Source organism: Mesorhizobium delmotii (assembly GCF_900149755.1).
In the GTDB taxonomy this organism is placed as follows: Bacteria; Pseudomonadota; Alphaproteobacteria; order Rhizobiales; family Rhizobiaceae; genus Mesorhizobium; species Mesorhizobium delmotii.
The window spans coordinates 155,694-171,291 of record NZ_FUIG01000041.1 but is presented as its reverse complement, the minus strand read 5'-3'; the positions used below and the strand labels follow the sequence as shown (position 1 = coordinate 171,291).

Here is a 15,598-nt window from a genome sequence, read left to right as displayed (position 1 = left end):
AAAGTGTTTAATTGAAGGGGTGAACCATTCCAAAACGCCGACCCTCGCGGATGTCGGGAGAGTTGCCGGGGTCTCCCGCGGCACTGTCTCCAATGTCTTCAATCACCCGGACCTGGTTCGGTCCGACGTGCGCGAGCGCGTCGAAGCTGCGGCGCGCCAGCTTGGTTATGATGGTCCCGACCCTAGGGGGCGGGTACTGCGTAATGGCAAATTCAACGCCATCGGATTTATGCCGCCGGGCGCCTATGCCATTGCCGACGTGATCAGAAGCCCATATGGACGAGAACTTGTGCTTGGCGTTTCGCTTGCGTGCGACGAGGCCGGGGCGACGCTGAGCCTAGTCAACGGTACGGAAGAAACGCGCACCTCCACCATCCGGGAGGCGTTGGTTGACGGCTTCATTTTGGGCCATAGCGTAGACATCGACCTGATCACCTCGGCGCAGCGCCGGCGCTTGCCATTCGTCATCCTCGAAAGCGATGCCGGCCCGGATATCAATTCGATCCGGATCGACGGCAGGAGCGGAGCGCTGATGGCTGTCGGGCACTTGGCTGCTCTCGGGCACCGGCATTTTGTGATCCTCTCCATCCGGCGCACATCCGGACCACCGATTGTCCACATGCCGGGCAAGGGCAAGATTACCGCGGGCTTTCAGCTCGACTATGAAAGGCTTGATGGCTTCGCCCAAGGCTTGGCGGAGGTCAATCTGTCGATCGATGATTTTCCGATCATCGAAACCACCCCTGGGGAGCCTTCGGCCGGAGCTGTCGTGTTCGATCGATTTCCAGAAGCAACGGCAATCCTGACCATGTCGGACTGGCAGGCAATCACCGTGCTCGACGAAGCGGTTCGTCGCGGCATAAACATACCCGAGCACGTGTCGGTTGTGGGCTTCGATGGCACCGCGGAATCGGCACGCACCACGCCCCCACTCACCACTGTCACGCATGACATCGTCGGGAAGGGTCGCCTTGCTGCCCAGATGGTGTTTGAAAACGGCCAGCCGAGGCAGATCATCATGTCGGTTGAACTGGCGGTCCGCGGATCGACGGGTCCGCCGCGTTGAGGAAATCCGCAAGGATCGCGATTGGCGCAGCACGCCGCCCTGCCGAACGCATGACGCGTCGCCCCCTTTCCGTGCCGCAGGCGCTTAAGAGACGCCGCGTTTGCGCCAGCCAGCGGACCATCGGGAACTCGGGGTGTGTTGAGATTCAAGCCAGGCCGCGCCGACATGGCGGTTTCCGAGAGCGTATGTTCGGGTACGAGAACCCCGGAAGCGCAGGAAGTCCGCTTCTGGATCGAGAGACGTTCCGGCCAGTTCAATGTGCGATCGAATGCGTCGCTGTCATGCGTGGATCAATGGAGCACAACGTCAGCGTGTGAAGTCCACCGGAACCGTCGACCAAATGAAAGCCGGGGAAAGCCCGTTATATTTGCGGCGTCTAAAAGAAGTTGAAGCGGCGCGGCGCTTGTGGTTCCCTTCCCTCCTGACCCGGAGAAATGACCATGCGCCTGGCGGTTTTGACGTGCCTTGTGGCTATTGGTGGCTTGTGCGGCTTCGCACCGTCGGCATCGGCTGACACGAAGGTGCTGGTCAAGACCCGAACCTACGACATATCAGGAACCACGGGCGCCGCCCTGATCGAGGCCATGGACCGGAAAGGTCCGAAGCGGCACGGCTTCATGACACACGCCATCGCGCTGGCCGCCTATACGGTAAATTGGGACCTTGAGATCACCAGGGAGGGTGGTGTCTGCCGTCTGCGGCAGGCCAATGGGACACTCGATCTCACCTACACCTTACCGCGCATGATCTCAGCCGCGACGCCGGCGCTTCAGAAGCGCTGGAAGCGGTTTTTCGCGGGCGTTCGTGCCCACGAGCATAACCACGGCCGCATCGCCAGGACAATGATGCGGGCGACCGAGAAATCGATCACCGGACTGGAACTCGCCGACAACTGGGTTTGCAGCAAGACGCATCGCGAGGCGAGGCGCCGGATCAAGGCTGTCTATGCCGAATACGAGGCGAAACAGAACGCTTTCGACGCGCGCGAGCATCGCGCCGGCGGCCATGTCGAACGCCTCATCGGTGCCCTGTTGCGCAAGCAGTAGGCGCTCAGCTTCGCGTCTTGCCGTTCTGTGTCACGGATGCTGTCGCGGTTTCATGTTCGTCGACTGGCTTTTTCTGTTCCGGCCTGAGCGAGAATTCCACCATCAGCGGAAGATGGTCGGAGCCTGTGCCTTCCAGCCTCGACACCGAGTGGATGAGAACCGCGCCCTTGCTGAAAACCAAGTCGATCGGCAGTCCGGCGAAGCGCAGGAATTCCGGCAGCTCGATATAGAGCCAGGTCGGTCCCGGCGAAGGCGCCACGGTCAGCTTGCCAAGACCTGCGACGCGCCGGACGGCGGCGCTCCACGCCACTGCATTGCAGTCGCATGCCATGATCGATGTCTCGCCAAGCGAGGCGAGTTCCCCCGACAATCCGCCGATCTGCAGTGACTGGTTGCGCGGCCATGGCCAGGTGAGGTGCATGGCGGCGACGTCGACGTCGGTTCCGCCGAAATCGACCGTCGCGATGGCCATCGCACCGCGGCCATCGCAGCGCGGTTGCGTGCCGGCGGCAAACGGCCGTCTGGACAGCAGCGCAACGCCGAAAACGCCATTGGGGTAGGGGCAGAGGATCCGGTAAGGATAGGCACTGGCGAGAAGGCCGAGCTTCGCCTTCCACATGTCGGATACCTCATCGAGGGTGATCACATCAGGCTGGGTCCGGCCGATCAGCGACAGGACTTTTTCAGGCGTTGGATTGTTGAACCGCAGATTCATCTGCAGCAGGCGGTAGACCGCCTGGTCACCGGGGACCGCCTGATCGCCGGCCTCGGCTTCGTCGGCTGCCTGGACCGGCCACAGGCGGGGCACCGACAGGGCGTTCGAGGTGGTGGCAAAGGCAGCCACCGCAAAGAGCAGTGCTGTGGCCGCCTCCAGGCGAAACGAGGTCGCGAGCGGCGGCAGCGCGCAAAGCGCCATCAGCACAGCAAGATGAGCGCGGAAATGAGCGAAGGAATCGAAGGCCGGATGCAGCGTTCCGAAAAACCCGGCCACCAGCGCGACCGAGAAGACGAGCATTGCTACGAATGCTGCCGACGCCATCATGTTTCGAACGCGTGCCATCTACTTTGTTTATCGGCAGAAATGCAGCCAAATCAAGATTACGAAATGCCCTGCCGCGGTTACCAAGGTCCGGTCGATGCAAGCCGATCGGTGCTACTGGAACGCCGTCTCCGAAAAGCTTCTGAGCTTGCGCGAATGCAACCGTTCCATCGGCATCTCGGCCAGCTTTTCCATCGCCCTGATGCCGATGGTCAAGTGCTGTGCCACTTGTCGCTTGTAGAACTCGGTCGCCATGCCGGGCAGCTTCAATTCGCCATGCAGGGGCTTGTCCGAGACGCAAAGCAGGGTGCCATAGGGCACGCGGAAACGGAAGCCATTGGCTGCGATCGTCGCCGATTCCATGTCGAGCGCGATCGCCCGTGACTGCGACAGCCGCTGCACCGGCCCCCGCTGGTCGCGCAACTCCCAGTTGCGGTTGTCGATGGTGGCGACGGTGCCGGTGCGCATGATGCGCTTGAGGTCGTAGCCGGAAAGGCCGGTGACTTCGGCGACCGCCTCCTGCAGCGCAACCTGGATTTCGGCCAGCGGCGGGATCGGCACCCAGACCGGAAGATCGTCGTCCAGAACATGGTCTTCCCGCACATAGGCATGCGCCAGCACATAGTCGCCCAGCGCCTGGGTGTTACGCAGCCCGGCGCAATGGCCGAGCATCACCCAGGCATGCGGCCTGAGCACCGCGATGTGGTCGGTGATCGTCTTGGCGTTGGAGGGTCCGACGCCGATGTTGACCATGGTGATGCCGCCATGGTTCGGCTTCTTCAGATGATAGGCCGGCATCTGCGGCAGGCGCGGCGGCGCCACGCCATCGCCAGGCGCGCTTTGTCCAGCCTTGGTGACGACGTTTCCCGGCTCGACGAATTCGACATATCCGCCGCCGCCATTCGCCATCAGCTTGTGCGCACGGGCGACGAATTCGTCGATGTAGAACTGGTAGTTGGTGAACAGCACGAAATTCTGGAAATGCTGCGGACTGGTCGCCGTGTAGTGCGACATCCGGTGCAGCGAGTAGTCGATGCGTTGCGCCGTGAACGCCGCCAGCGGCCTGGCTTCGCCTAACGCCACTTCGAACGTGCCGTTGGCGATCTGGTCGTCGGTGCCGTCGAGGTCCGGCACGTCGAACAGGTCACGAATCGGCCGCCTGATGCGCTCGGCTGCCGCGCCGTCGACATGGGAGCCTTCCAGGAAGGCGAAATGCAACGGGATGGGCGTCGTTGATTCCGAAACCGTGACCGGAACGCCGTGATTGCGCATGATCAGGCCAAGCTGTTCGGTAAGATAGCGTTCGAAAAGGGCAGGCTGGGTTATGGTGGTCGAGAAATGCCCAGGTGTCGGCATGTGGCCGTAAGCCTGCCGCGAGTCGATCTGGGTGAATGAAGTCGTGGTGACGCCGACCTCGGGATAGAAGGCCCGGTAGCGCTTGTTGTTGTCGCCGCCTGCGGCGAGCGCCGTAAATGAATCGCGCAGGAATTTGGTGTTGCGATCGTAGAGGACCTGCAAGGCCGCGACGGCCTTTCCTGCATCATTGAAGCTTTGCCGACCAAACGGCTCCGGCATCACGACTGCGTCTATGGCTTGGGGATAGATTCGCTTTTCCATGACCCAATATAGAGGCTTGGCCATGCGGTTGGGAGGGGCCAAAGGGTCGTTTTTTGTTTTTGGATAGTCTCGATGAAGGCCGATTGCGCCTAGCCGCGCCGCAGGCTGACCAACAGCACAAAGCCGACGCCGGTCTTCTTCAACGCCGGCGCTTCGATCGTCGAGCCGGCATCGGCGCGCATCGAGGGCACGGCCAGAACCGGCGCTGCAAGAACCATCAGGATGAGCGTCGCCCGCGGCACAAGCCGAAGGGTCTTGAGGGCGTTGGCGACGATGCGGTTCATGGTGTGTTGCTTCTCTCTAAGGGTTTCTGTCGGCGTCAATGGCGAAGGTGGCTCGGGCAACCGAACCGGCAGGAATTGGCCTGGTCCCAGGAGCGGGCTGGGCGGCCGGCCTCGGCAACGAGGATGGCGAACGACATGCCGAACAGGCTCATCAGCAGGCAGACGATGGTGAAGCGGCGGGCGAACATTGCGTGGTGTCTCCTTCAACACGCATGAGAATGCCCTGATGCAACTGAACCGGTTCTGATGCCGGCGTTCATCTGCGGTTCAAATTTATCGACAGAGGGTCGAGTGCCCGCCGCCACTGCGCCGTCGCCGGCCACGAGCGCCGCCGCAGTCTTGCTACCGACACCCAATCTTGCTGCCGACAAGGGCGGGTAAAATTGTTATTAGGGCGCTGAAGGCGCGGCCCGCACGATTGATCCGTTGTCCCAAACAGACGGCGCAAACAAAAAAGGGGCCTTCGCGGCCCCGTTTTCAATTTGTGGCAGCGGAAACGATCAGAGCTTGTGCCAGATCTGGCTTTTATTTTACGGAATGTGATGAGTGCATAGCTCGACAGCACGAATGGGGAGGCAATTTGAGGTGCGATAAGAGGGTTCTGGGGACCTCCGCAGGGCCATGCGTATAGGCTTTGCTCGCCGCCCGTGGGGCTGGGTTGCGCAGAGGGCTGAAGCCACATTGCGAACGGTGCCTGAGATTCGTGCCCAGGTCGCAGGCATCGGATGATTTCCAGACAGTTCTGAGGGGGCACGGGGGGGGGGAACTCAGGGTCTCGGGTATACGTATAAGAGGAAACTAATTTTTCCCAAAAAGGTCCGACCCCCTATGCGCTACGATCTCGTCAAGGAACCCGAGGGCACCTGGTCAGTCTGGGACAAGCACACCAGGAAACCTGCGGACAACGACGGGCACCCTGCGGTCGGCCTGCCGAAGGAGTACGCGGTCGATCTTCAGGCGCTCCTGGAGAGCATCGACATGCGCCTCAAGCTCACACGAGGGCAAATAGTCTGATGGCAACCTTCTGGTTTTCCCCTCCGGTGTTCGTGAAGACCGAGCTGGTCGGTGTCAGCTATGCCTGCAACAATGTCCGAGGGGCATCCGAGCAGCTACTTAAGTGGCCCAAGAGGGGACCCAAGTGGCACCGTGCGTCGGCCCTCTGCCTTGCAGCCTGGAGGGTGAGGAGGTCGACCCCAAGGAAATCCGAAGTGCCTTCGAGGCTGCCGCTAAGGAGGCCAAGATGCTTATTCCCCACTAGGTGGATGGGTGATCACGGAAAAGTATGTGAATCAGGAGTCGCCAGTAGAATCATAATCACTATTGTTTGAGTCATCGAAGCAAGAGGAATCAACCCGGTGACGCAAATCGAAATCGCCTACATGATGATAGCACTGTCGTATTTGGCAGCTGTCTACGCGCATTACTCCTCCCACTAGGTGATCGCATGATCTGGATTCTGATAGTCGCCATTTCGACGCCAACAGGTGCCGCGATCACCACTACCGAGTATTTAAGCAGAGACGCTTGCATGTCGGCTGGGCAAAACTTCACTGCTGCAAGCGCAAACGACGGCTGGAAAACAGCCTGGTCTTGCAATTCGGCAAACGGTGCGGGTGAATGAAATGACGCGACAGGACCGAGAAGACCTACGCGAAACGCTGGCAGCGGCCGCCGTGGGTGCATTCCTTGGCTTCATGGCTTTCAGATCTTTTTGGCACGCGGGGCTTTTCGGGTTTCTAGCGTATGGGATTAGCGCAGTCGGCAATCGTGTGGTGTGGGAGCTACAGCGAGCGCGTATCGACCTCCACCGAGAATCTTGACGGTCCACTCGAGCGGCTACAGCGCACGGCACCGGACGACGCCCTTGTCATCGTCGAGAAACCCGCCACGCAGATCAAGTTTCCGGCAGCCCCCGCACAGGGGTCCTTATTCTAACCAAGATGGGACCAGGGAGACGGCTTTAGTGAACCGTCTGCAATGGGGTGGAAATCGGAAATCCAACGCGTACGCACGGAACAGCCGCTTTGCGGATTATCAAGTCCTCTGCGGCTGCGACGGACAAAGTCGTGTGTCCGATCCGCAAAGAGACGTTCGGCTTTAGTACATATTGGAGGCCTTGGCGCAGCCGAATGGGGCAGAGTCCCACAGCTCGGAAGAGCAATATCGACTTTCTCCTTCGCGTTGGGGCATTGTGCCTACCTCGAAATCAAAGTCGAGCCTGTCGGGGAGGAGCACGGCGTAGTTCCGTTGTGATACTACTTTTGATTGGCTTGCCAACGCACGCGACTTGGTTCTAGCGTCAAGGAGTTGACGACCGTCGCGGACTCCACCGACAGTTTTCCTCCTTCGAGGAAGTCTTTAGCCGAGGAAGTCTTTGGCGCAGCAGTTGAAGAAGTGGTCGTTGCACCGTAAAGCATGATGCCTCCTATCGATGCTGAAATGCGAGCCAAGTCTCATCGACTCTCATCGAAAGTTCCGCTTGATACTGGCGGCGTTTCTCTTTGCGTCTGCGCCCCCTCGAAATGGCACGCGCCATCGAATTCTTCAGTTTGCTTCAAGCTATACCATCGACGGGGTAAGGAGGACTGATCGATGACGCGACCTATGCACTTCTCCGGCTTCCTCGAGCGGCGCAAGACCGCCGAGCGGGCGCTCGTCGCCGTCATCCAGGAAGCCTGGATCAAGGGCATCGGCATGGCAAAGGAGAGGTGACATGGTAAGCTTTTCGAGAACGGACTACGCGACCGGAGCCGGGCCGATCTCGGTTGCGATTGCGGATTTGAACGGCGATGGCAGCGACGACCTCGCCGTCGCGAACGGCAATTCATTCAGCACGAATTCGATTCTGCTCGGCAACGGCGACGGCACATTCCAGCCTCAGACGACAGTCGTGACCGGCGAGTCTCATCAAGTTGTCGTCGGCGACTTGAACGGGGACGGGGATCTAGACCTCGTAAACGCCAACAGTAACTCCAGCACTGTCTCAGTCTCGCTCGGTAATGGCGACGGCACGTTCCAAGCCAGGACCACCTGGGCGGCGGGGTTTCGGCCGACTTCGGTTGCGGTCGGGGATGTGAATGGAGACGGCAAACTGGACCTCGCGACTGCAAACTTCGGCGAGCACACGACTGGCGTGCTGCTGGGCAACGGCGACGGTACGTTTCAGCCACCGACTACCTACGCAACCGGAATCCAGCCTGTTTCTATCCAAACAGCGGACCTGAGCGGGGACGGCAATTTGGATCTCGTGGTGGCAAATAATCTTTCTGACAGCGTATCGGTGCTGCTCGGCAACGGCGACGGTACCTTTCAGGCCCAGACCCAATATACGACCGGGACTGCTCCGACTTGGGTTGCTGTCGCGGACCTGAACGGAGACGATGAGCTGGATTTTGCCGTGACGAATGGTGCTTCCGCTACGGTGTCAGTGCTGCTCGGCAACGGCGACGGCACATTCCAGGCGCAGACTTCATACGCGGCGGGAATCGGTCCTTTCTTTGTTGATATCGGAGACCTCGACGACGACGGCGTTTTGGATCTCGCAACCGCCAATATCGCCGAGAATACGATGTCGGTGCTGATCGGAAACGGCGACGGCACATTTCAGCCTCAGATCAAATTCCCCACTGGGAACGTGCCTACCTCCGTAGAGATCCGGGACCTGAACGGGGACGGAATGGCAGACGTAGCCGTTACGAATGGTGACGATAACGACGTATCGATTTTCCTGAACACGACGCCGCCGATTGCCGGAGAAGTCTGGGTCGGCACGAATGGGGATGACACACATACCGGCACAGCAGGTCCGGACACGCTATCGGGCCGGAATGGCAACGATTCCATCGATGGCGCTGGCGGCCACGACCAAATTTTCGGTGGCAATGGGCACGACACGCTCAATGGCGGTGCGGGCAACGATACCCTCGATGGCGGCAATGGCAACGACACGCTCAATGGCGGATCGGGCAACGATACGCTCCACGGCGGTAACGGCAACGACACGCTCGATGGCGGCACGGGCGATGACACGCTCGACGGAGGCAAGGGGAATGACGTCCTGATTGGCGGCGGGGGCAACGACACGTTCGTTTTCAGTTCGATTTTGAACGCGGCGACAAACGTGGATGACATCCGCGATTTTGATCCGGTCGCCGACCTGATGCATCTTGACGACAGCATCTTTACGGCATTAGGAGGCACTGGCACCTTGGCCGCGACCGCATTTCAAATTGGCGCCACTGCCACTGATGCTTCGGATCGCATCACCTACGACATCGCGACCGGCGATCTTTCCTACGATTCGGACGGCACAGGCGCCGCAGCGCAGGTCAAGTTTGCGACGCTCGATTCCGGACTGGCTCTCACCAATCTGGACTTTTTTATCATCTGACCCGCCCGCTCGCTGGGGCTTCATCAACAGCGATTTCGTGCTCTCTTAGTGCGGCCGAAATTCCTGCGATCATAGGCGTTCGGGGAAGAAGGATCCAAATCTCGCTTGCCGCGGCGCTGATGCTCGGTGCCGACGGCGTGCTGATCGGCACGCGGTTCATTGCAACTGCGGAATCTGGCGCGCCGCACGGATTCCGTGAGGCAGTCGTCGCCGCCGATGGCGATCGGACGATCAAGACCACGACCGTGGATATCGCCCGCAACTATCATTGGCCGACAGGCGAATTCGTCGCGCGCGTGCTGAACAATCGATTTGTCGCCGCCTGGCACGGCCGCGAAGATCAGTTGGCTGAAGAGCCCACGCTGACTGCTCAGGGCAGGCTTTATTGGGAAGCTTTCCACGCCGGCGACGCCGAAAACACTGGTGTGCTCATGGGAGAAGCGGCCGGCGTGATCCAGAGCGTGGAGTCGGCCGCGCGCGTGATCGAGGACATGGTCGGACAAGCCGAGCGTCTGCTCGCGGACGGCCCGCGACGTATCGTCGATTGACTGCTCAGTTTCTCTTCGAACCTACCTGATTATATTGCAGAAATCACAACATATGAGTTCCCACTTCCATCTCGTCCGGCGCGCCGCGCGCGATTTCGAACTGGGTGCGAGCTTGTAGGACCGCTTTCGATGGTAGCGGACCTTATAGGCTGAGAATTTGGTGGTCGCCTTTGGGCTCTAAGCGGTCTTAAACGGGCACATCGTGGACGCCGCGACGGGGCGAAAGCAGCCTCTCAATTTTCATCCCGCCAGACCACTCGGCGTACTACTCTTATCTCTGCAAGCCGCCTCACGCGGATGCTCTGCCGTTCTCGGGCCGATGGATTTTGTGTCTCGACATGCATGAACTCGTTTTTGCCGCATCGCTCGCATGTCATTTTGCTCCCCACCATTTCGGCCTCAACATCCCCGAAGATTTCCTTCAGGTCACCCGGCTGGTACCAGCGCCTGACGTTGCAGAGCCCGCACTGGACGCGCACGAGCTGCCCGACCTCATGGGCATTGCTGAGCTTCCATTCGCTGCCGCGTTTACGTCTTCCACCAGTGTCAGGCATGGCGCAAAATAGGAACCCATTCCTCTTCTGGTCAATTCACTCTTGACAGCTTTGTTCCTATTTTGTTCACTGTGCCCATGGAACGTTTTGGAGGCACTGCCATGGACCACATTGTGACGCTCGACAGCCGCCAAGAGGCCGCCCTTCAAGCCGTCGCCGACAAGTTCGTTGCCGTCCACAAGGGCGAGTGATGAAGGCGCTCAAGGAGATGATCGTCCTCAATGGGCGCCTTCAGGAACAACTTGACGCACGCTCCGCACCGCGCCGGGCGACCCGTTAGGAGGAGCAGCAATGGGCATTTTGCATCTGGACGCCGAAGCCAAGGCCGAACTGCATTCCGAGGCGATCAAGCTGATCGCTTGGTACGACAGCCCACTTGAGACGGTGAAGGCGCTCATGGCCTACAACTGTGAGCTTGAAACGAAGATACTCGCCATGGTCTACCGGTATCCAGGGGTGGCAACTGTCAGCTACGACGACACGCCGGTCATGTTGGGGTGACAACCGCAGTCATGCAGGACCTTATCACCTTTTTAGAAGCCAACTCGGCGCTGGTGCTGGCGAACCCGGCCGTCTTTTCCACGTTTGCCGTTCTCTTCGGAGGTGGGGGCTTCCTAGTCGGCCGCTACTTGCTGACCGAACGCATCGCCAATCTGGAAAGCCGAATTGCTAGACGTGACGAGGAAATTACGGACCTGAAGGCCAAACAGAAAGCACCAAAGCGGGAGTCGATGGTGCCGTTGATCGGTGCGACTGCGATTTATCCCAGTGAACCGGAGCGACTCCCCATGCCTGCTGCCCAACTCCCCGCCCAGCGGAAAGGCAACCAACGTGTCTGAGAACATCCTTCCGCAGCAGAAGACCCCAAGCTGATAGTGGTCACTGCCTTCGACCGCGACGAGAGCGGCGACCTTCAGCCTGTCTTTGGGCCAGCCGAGCAGCAGACCGAAGATCGGGCGATAAGGACCGCGAGGGGTTTGGCGGGGAAACATGCCGGTGTCATTGCGTGGTCGCGTGAAGCTAACCCGGCGCTCGGCGAATACGGCGAGCCGACAACGCTCTTTGTGGGTGGCGACGTGCCAGATATGGAGTGACGGTTGGCCAGTACCCCTTAGGCTGCTCCCCTGAAGTTCTCATCAGGGTGTAGCCGAGGGGGGCACAGGGACAGGAGATCCGCCTGTTTGTTGGTCCAGACCGTAACCAATGCCCCCTGACAGCTATCTACCGATAGAGCCACGGGTACTTGGCCTTCTCAGTCTGGCAATCATCCCTGCGCCGCACCGCTTTGTAGTAAGCGGCTTCATAGGCGCGGATGGCCCTTTTGAACTTAGGTGGATTGGGTGTCAGGTGTTTATCCACACCGTCCCACAAAAGGCTTGGAACAGCTATAATGGCTTTTCCATCTTCGGTTGGCCTCAGCGCCCGGCATCTTTGCATAGCACCGATGACGTTACCTGCCATTGTAGCGGCCAAATTCAACTTGGCGTCCGGCATCCGAGCCATGAAGTTAATGTTTTGCTGCAATCCCTGTCCGGCTGAAGCAGCCGAAGATATGACGCAGACTGCCGCTCCGAGGGTAATCAAAATGCGGTTCAAAAGTTGCCTCCCTCAAGCCCAGTGCGAATCCCAATGAACACGGATGGCCTGAACTCGACAAGTGGGCCTTTGACTTACCGGTAAAGAAAGCATGTACCCGCTCGAAAGCTCCTCCAAGGCGATTATCCTGTTTACAAACCCGCCTTGGTACAGGCGACGAATCATGGTTCAAAGGCGGTTGTCTTGGGGGAAACACATGATCCGCATAGCCAACGCTATAGCCATTGCCGTCAGTGCATCGGCATGCACTAATCAGGCGAACGTTGCTTATGATACGAGTAAAATGACCTGTAGACCCTATGTTCATCCATGGACAGGCCACAAACGTGAACTTTGCCTCCCAGACACTCCGAATAAACACTGTGTTCGTCGTTACTTTATATCCACACCAGGTCCAGACATGATCACGTGCGGCCCACTAACCCGCAAGGCAACCACTGCCGAGGGTCGCGCCAGACAACTTGCGGGGAGTAGATATCCCTAATTCCACGCTAGGCGCCTCCAGCCGTAGTGGCTTCAGTGGTAGTTAATGACCACGGTCGCGATGATCGCAGAGATAGCGAAGCCGACGAATGCCAGCTTAATCACCAGAACGACGATACCCTGCATCCGCTCGAATACTTCGTCTCTTCGATTGAGTTCTGCGGGGTCGCTGGTCGGGTTGAGATCGCCAGAACGTATCGCGAGCTGATCCGCTCTAACAGACTGAATTTGAGTGGCGCTTTGCCCAGGGTGCTGCTCCGGTGGTGGCATTGGATCGCCAGTTTACCCCGCTACCCAGCCGTAGGGAAATGGCCAACGCAGCTAATTCGCTATTGGTTACTATTGTCATTTGGGATGATCGCAACGTGAAAAACCTCCCCGGTGTGCTTGCCGTAAGAGCCTCGGATTAGGAGGCACTTGCTCAACCGGCAGAGGCGGGAGAGGTATTCTTCACTTACGTTTCGGCTGCATCCAAGAGGCGTTCCACGTTCTTAGGAAGCGAGCAGGGATGGTCAAGGTTACCTGGTCCAGATCGTCCCGGTGCCCACGCGTCGACCGTAACAAAGGACGCATGGGCACCGGAAGAACCCCGCGCACCCCATCCCGCCGTCTCCAAACGGAGCTTGAGATACGAAAGAAGGGCAGACATAGGGGCACGGGTGTCAGACCGTTATTCCGCCTTGGCGATTTCCAAAGCGGTCTTGAGTTCCGACAGATCGGTATCAGCTAAGGCGTCGGCGGTGTCCGTCACGTCGACCTCAGGGCCACTCAGGGACGGAAAGAAAGACGCGAGTTCCGTCTGGGTCACCTTGGGTGCCCCTGCGGTCAAGTCACGCTGCGGCTTGGTCTCAGCGGTATAGGGCAGGCCTGTCTCTGGATCGTGGGTACCCTTCTGGATTCCTACCTGCACAGCAGCCCATTCCATGCGACTGGCGCGCTCAGCCGCAGCAGTAAGCTCAGCGTGGCCGGGGCGGTCTGCGCCGTGAGAGCGTGTCCGAATGTCAACCTTCCGGATGGCCTCGCGGACCAGCTGCAAGGCCTCGCGTTCCTGCTTAAGCTGGCGCTCAAGTTCCTGGCGCTGGGAGAGAAGGGTGGCGTTTTCCTCGGTCAGTCGAGAGACCTCGGCCTTGTGCTTGCCGACTTCGGTGGAGTTGTCGAGGGCTTCGAGTTGGGCGAGGAGTTCCTCGCGGGTCATTGGTTTCTTGGCCATAGTGGGGGTTCCTTTGCAAAATCAGAATTGGAGTACAGCGAGCAGGGTCGCGGTTAGGGTCGTGAGGGTGTAAGCGGTGATGATGTGGCCGAGCATTTTTTAGACCTCGTCGGCATCCGGCAGAGACTGCCACCACAGTGAATAGGCGTTTGCCAGTCGGGCAGGGTCCAGCCTACCGGTCACCACATCCGAGACGATGCGACGGGCAAAGCTGTCGTCGGTCTTAGAGGCCGCATAGACAAGCGAGTTCCAGCGCTCAGAGCCAATCTGTTCGGACGCAATTGGGGTCGCTTCCATCACAGTTGTTTCGAGCAGGTTGGTGGCTGTCGCCGCATCCAAGCCGGTGGCCTCAGAGAGACGGGCGATGGTGTCGTTGAAGTCCCCCGTTTCAACCATGGTTTCCACCCCGTCCACGAAGGCCTCAGGCGTGAAGCACTCGGCAATGTCATCGAGGGTTTCGGAAAGGGACGGTTCGCGGTCGCTGGTCTCGACCTCCAGCCGATCCTGAAGGGCCTCAAGATCCTCGTCGGACATCTCTTCAACGTCGATGTGTTCGAGGGGATCGTCGCCAGTTGGCACCGCAAGCGGGTCGAGGGCCGCGCCATTGGCAGGGACACCAGAGTTCCCCTGAGCTGCCATCAAGCCAAGCTGTTCGGCAATGTCAGCATCGACATAGGTGTTGAGACCGGGAACAAACACCTTACCATCTGGGGCGGGACCAGCGGCAGAGCCGATGGCGTAGTTCGGATTGCTTTGGGGACCTACCCAGCCGGACCTATCGTCCATAGGGTTGGGCATACGCATCGTCTCGGATGCGGTGGGGTCGAAGTAGTTGGACATGGGGTTTTTTTCCTAAAGGAGGTTCGCGGCCTTGAGGGCCATTCGGGTGTAGTCGAGGAGGGTCATTGACTGACCGTCGTTGGTGGAGACGACGAAGGACCAGAAGTCCTTGCCGTATGTCTGTTGAGCGTGGCGCACGAAGTCCCGGCCAAGGTGACGATGGGTTGCCCCTGAGGCCTTCTTGACCAGCGTGGAGGTGCCGATGGTTTTGCGGAAGTCTCCCATGAGGGCACCCGCTCGGGTCTCAAGAAACCGGTTGCGGTTCTCCCAGAGGCCCCCGGCTTGATCAGAATGGAAGTAGACTTGCATCCACCCAATGAGAGCCAGGGCGTGTAAGACCGCTTCGGTATAGGTTCGGCGGTCCTTGTGTTGCCAGTTGGCTAGAAGCCCCTTGGCCTTGGCGATCTGCGGAAGCTTTGGGTGGATATCAGCTACACTCAGGCAGAAGGATGCGGGAAGGACCATGCGGGCCTCAAGAGCTCTGAGGTCTACCCCCACACGCGCGGCAAACTTGGGGTCTATTCGCATGTAGAGGTCGATAGCCTTCTTGAAGATGGCCAGTTCGTTGCGTGACGGAAGGCGAGCCAAGGGATCACCCCGAGAACTGGCCGCATCGCGGTGGGGGCCGCAGTAGCGGGAGACGCCGGAACGTTTGCGGGTGCAGCCGGGGCAGTCGCAATGTTTGGTTTCATTGAGGACCTGGCGGCGGCGCAATTGCTGGCCGCTAACCAAGGCTTGGGCACCAACACGCCAGTCGCGAGGGCGCCCCAGGGTGACGGGGGATGCCATGGGATTTCCTAAGGGTCACTGAAAAGCGCCAGCTGCAGAAGCCTGGCCTGCAGCATTGGCGATCCCGGCAGCAATGCCGAGGGTAAGGCCTAGATCGCACACGGCGACCTCCTTTGGTTGAAGTATAGGGGACCTT

General features: G+C 59.4%; 19 protein-coding genes and 1 pseudogene. 10 read left to right on the top strand and 10 right to left on the bottom strand.

Annotated elements, in window-relative coordinates; translation table 11 throughout:
* The first annotated feature begins 19 nt into the window (after window positions 1-19).
* Together BQ8482_RS24180 and BQ8482_RS24175 are read left to right on the top strand one after the other, a co-directional pair.
* Entirely contained in the window at window positions 20-1,066 is a 1,047-nt protein-coding gene (locus BQ8482_RS24180) for a LacI family DNA-binding transcriptional regulator (RefSeq protein WP_123149869.1), read from the top strand.
* A gap of 440 nt (window positions 1,067-1,506) precedes the next feature.
* Window positions 1,507-2,112: a DUF922 domain-containing protein gene (locus BQ8482_RS24175; protein ID WP_123149913.1), complete on the top strand. Its 606-nt coding sequence runs from the start codon at window positions 1,507-1,509 to the stop codon at window positions 2,110-2,112.
* A gap of 4 nt (window positions 2,113-2,116) precedes the next feature.
* Here the strand turns inward: BQ8482_RS24175 and BQ8482_RS24170 are convergent, their stop codons facing one another.
* The 4 genes from BQ8482_RS24170 to BQ8482_RS38300 form a co-directional block, all read right to left on the bottom strand.
* Window positions 2,117-3,172, bottom strand: a complete 1,056-nt coding sequence (locus BQ8482_RS24170; protein WP_123149868.1) for an endonuclease/exonuclease/phosphatase family protein — start codon at window positions 3,170-3,172, stop codon at window positions 2,117-2,119.
* A gap of 93 nt (window positions 3,173-3,265) precedes the next feature.
* Entirely contained in the window at window positions 3,266-4,726 is a 1,461-nt protein-coding gene (locus BQ8482_RS24165) for an AMP nucleosidase (protein ID WP_244602954.1), read from the bottom strand.
* A 131-nt stretch (window positions 4,727-4,857) separates the two neighbouring features.
* A complete protein-coding gene (locus BQ8482_RS24160; RefSeq protein ID WP_123149911.1) occupies window positions 4,858-5,052 on the bottom strand; it encodes a hypothetical protein in 195 nt (64 codons plus the stop codon).
* Window positions 5,053-5,087: 35 nt separating this feature from the next.
* Window positions 5,088-5,240 carry a hypothetical protein gene (locus BQ8482_RS38300; protein WP_165848692.1) on the bottom strand — a complete coding sequence of 51 codons (153 nt, stop codon included), beginning with the start codon at window positions 5,238-5,240 and terminating at the stop codon, window positions 5,088-5,090.
* A 640-nt stretch (window positions 5,241-5,880) separates the two neighbouring features.
* Here BQ8482_RS38300 and BQ8482_RS24155 point away from each other — a divergent pair.
* Entirely contained in the window at window positions 5,881-6,066 is a 186-nt protein-coding gene (locus BQ8482_RS24155) for a hypothetical protein (RefSeq protein WP_123149867.1), read from the top strand.
* Window positions 6,067-6,885: 819 nt separating this feature from the next.
* Window positions 6,886-6,987, top strand: a pseudogene (locus tag BQ8482_RS40375) (SOS response-associated peptidase); the annotation flags it as partial.
* 320 nt (window positions 6,988-7,307) lie between these two features.
* Here BQ8482_RS40375 and BQ8482_RS38295 read toward each other — a convergent pair.
* Complete coding sequence (locus BQ8482_RS38295) at window positions 7,308-7,469, bottom strand: hypothetical protein (protein WP_165848691.1); 162 nt, start codon at window positions 7,467-7,469, stop codon at window positions 7,308-7,310.
* A 296-nt stretch (window positions 7,470-7,765) separates the two neighbouring features.
* Between BQ8482_RS38295 and BQ8482_RS24140 the strand changes: the two genes are divergently transcribed.
* The 6 genes from BQ8482_RS24140 (at window position 7,766) to BQ8482_RS38735 (ending at window position 11,638) form a co-directional block, all read left to right on the top strand.
* On the top strand, window positions 7,766-9,442 hold the full coding sequence (locus BQ8482_RS24140; RefSeq protein WP_123149866.1) for an FG-GAP-like repeat-containing protein: 1,677 nt from the start codon (window positions 7,766-7,768) through the stop codon (window positions 9,440-9,442).
* On the top strand, window positions 9,439-9,990 hold the full coding sequence (locus tag BQ8482_RS24135; RefSeq protein ID WP_123149865.1) for a nitronate monooxygenase: 552 nt from the start codon (window positions 9,439-9,441) through the stop codon (window positions 9,988-9,990). Before BQ8482_RS24140 ends, BQ8482_RS24135 begins: the two co-directional genes overlap by 4 nt.
* Window positions 9,991-10,328: 338 nt before the next feature.
* Window positions 10,329-10,556 carry a hypothetical protein gene (locus BQ8482_RS38290; protein ID WP_165848690.1) on the top strand — a complete coding sequence of 76 codons (228 nt, stop codon included), beginning with the start codon at window positions 10,329-10,331 and terminating at the stop codon, window positions 10,554-10,556.
* A 279-nt stretch (window positions 10,557-10,835) separates the two neighbouring features.
* Window positions 10,836-11,045 carry a hypothetical protein gene (locus BQ8482_RS24125; RefSeq protein ID WP_123149863.1) on the top strand — a complete coding sequence of 70 codons (210 nt, stop codon included), beginning with the start codon at window positions 10,836-10,838 and terminating at the stop codon, window positions 11,043-11,045.
* 11 nt (window positions 11,046-11,056) lie between these two features.
* On the top strand, window positions 11,057-11,383 hold the full coding sequence (locus tag BQ8482_RS24120; protein ID WP_123149910.1) for a hypothetical protein: 327 nt from the start codon (window positions 11,057-11,059) through the stop codon (window positions 11,381-11,383).
* Window positions 11,384-11,419: 36 nt separating this feature from the next.
* Complete coding sequence (locus tag BQ8482_RS38735; protein WP_244602950.1) at window positions 11,420-11,638, top strand: hypothetical protein; 219 nt, start codon at window positions 11,420-11,422, stop codon at window positions 11,636-11,638.
* Between the two features lie 127 nt (window positions 11,639-11,765).
* Here the strand turns inward: BQ8482_RS38735 and BQ8482_RS38285 are convergent, their stop codons facing one another.
* The 5 genes from BQ8482_RS38285 to BQ8482_RS24095 all read right to left on the bottom strand — a co-directional run bounded on the left by BQ8482_RS38285 (window position 11,766) and on the right by BQ8482_RS24095 (window position 15,462).
* Complete coding sequence (locus BQ8482_RS38285; protein WP_165848689.1) at window positions 11,766-12,140, bottom strand: hypothetical protein; 375 nt, start codon at window positions 12,138-12,140, stop codon at window positions 11,766-11,768.
* A 516-nt stretch (window positions 12,141-12,656) separates the two neighbouring features.
* Complete coding sequence (locus tag BQ8482_RS37805) at window positions 12,657-12,893, bottom strand: hypothetical protein (protein WP_133254825.1); 237 nt, start codon at window positions 12,891-12,893, stop codon at window positions 12,657-12,659.
* Between the two features lie 400 nt (window positions 12,894-13,293).
* The gene (locus tag BQ8482_RS24105) at window positions 13,294-13,833 is read right to left on the bottom strand and encodes a cell division protein ZapB (RefSeq protein ID WP_123149862.1); all 540 of its coding nucleotides are present in this window, start codon (window positions 13,831-13,833) and stop codon (window positions 13,294-13,296) included.
* A gap of 99 nt (window positions 13,834-13,932) precedes the next feature.
* Entirely contained in the window at window positions 13,933-14,673 is a 741-nt protein-coding gene (locus BQ8482_RS24100) for a hypothetical protein (protein WP_123149861.1), read from the bottom strand.
* A 12-nt stretch (window positions 14,674-14,685) separates the two neighbouring features.
* Window positions 14,686-15,462, bottom strand: a complete 777-nt coding sequence (locus BQ8482_RS24095; RefSeq protein WP_133254824.1) for a hypothetical protein — start codon at window positions 15,460-15,462, stop codon at window positions 14,686-14,688.
* Between the last annotated feature and the right edge of the window lie 136 nt (window positions 15,463-15,598).

Coding starts and splice junctions, on each gene's coding strand:
- BQ8482_RS38295 (WP_165848691.1), bottom strand. CDS start 7,469: ATGCTTTACGGTGCAACGACCACTTCTTCAACTGCTGCGCCAAAGACT.
- BQ8482_RS24175 (WP_123149913.1), top strand. CDS start 1,507: ATGCGCCTGGCGGTTTTGACGTGCCTTGTGGCTATTGGTGGCTTGTGC.
- BQ8482_RS24155 (WP_123149867.1), top strand. CDS start 5,881: ATGCGCTACGATCTCGTCAAGGAACCCGAGGGCACCTGGTCAGTCTGG.
- BQ8482_RS38290 (WP_165848690.1), top strand. CDS start 10,329: ATGCATGAACTCGTTTTTGCCGCATCGCTCGCATGTCATTTTGCTCCC.
- BQ8482_RS24125 (WP_123149863.1), top strand. CDS start 10,836: ATGGGCATTTTGCATCTGGACGCCGAAGCCAAGGCCGAACTGCATTCC.
- BQ8482_RS24105 (WP_123149862.1), bottom strand. CDS start 13,833: ATGGCCAAGAAACCAATGACCCGCGAGGAACTCCTCGCCCAACTCGAA.
- BQ8482_RS37805 (WP_133254825.1), bottom strand. CDS start 12,893: ATGCCACCACCGGAGCAGCACCCTGGGCAAAGCGCCACTCAAATTCAG.
- BQ8482_RS38300 (WP_165848692.1), bottom strand. CDS start 5,240: ATGTTCGCCCGCCGCTTCACCATCGTCTGCCTGCTGATGAGCCTGTTC.
- BQ8482_RS24095 (WP_133254824.1), bottom strand. CDS start 15,462: ATGGCATCCCCCGTCACCCTGGGGCGCCCTCGCGACTGGCGTGTTGGT.
- BQ8482_RS24165 (WP_244602954.1), bottom strand. CDS start 4,726: ATGCCGGAGCCGTTTGGTCGGCAAAGCTTCAATGATGCAGGAAAGGCC.
- BQ8482_RS24170 (WP_123149868.1), bottom strand. CDS start 3,172: ATGGCACGCGTTCGAAACATGATGGCGTCGGCAGCATTCGTAGCAATG.
- BQ8482_RS24120 (WP_123149910.1), top strand. CDS start 11,057: ATGCAGGACCTTATCACCTTTTTAGAAGCCAACTCGGCGCTGGTGCTG.
- BQ8482_RS24100 (WP_123149861.1), bottom strand. CDS start 14,673: ATGTCCAACTACTTCGACCCCACCGCATCCGAGACGATGCGTATGCCC.
- BQ8482_RS24160 (WP_123149911.1), bottom strand. CDS start 5,052: ATGAACCGCATCGTCGCCAACGCCCTCAAGACCCTTCGGCTTGTGCCG.
- BQ8482_RS24140 (WP_123149866.1), top strand. CDS start 7,766: ATGGTAAGCTTTTCGAGAACGGACTACGCGACCGGAGCCGGGCCGATC.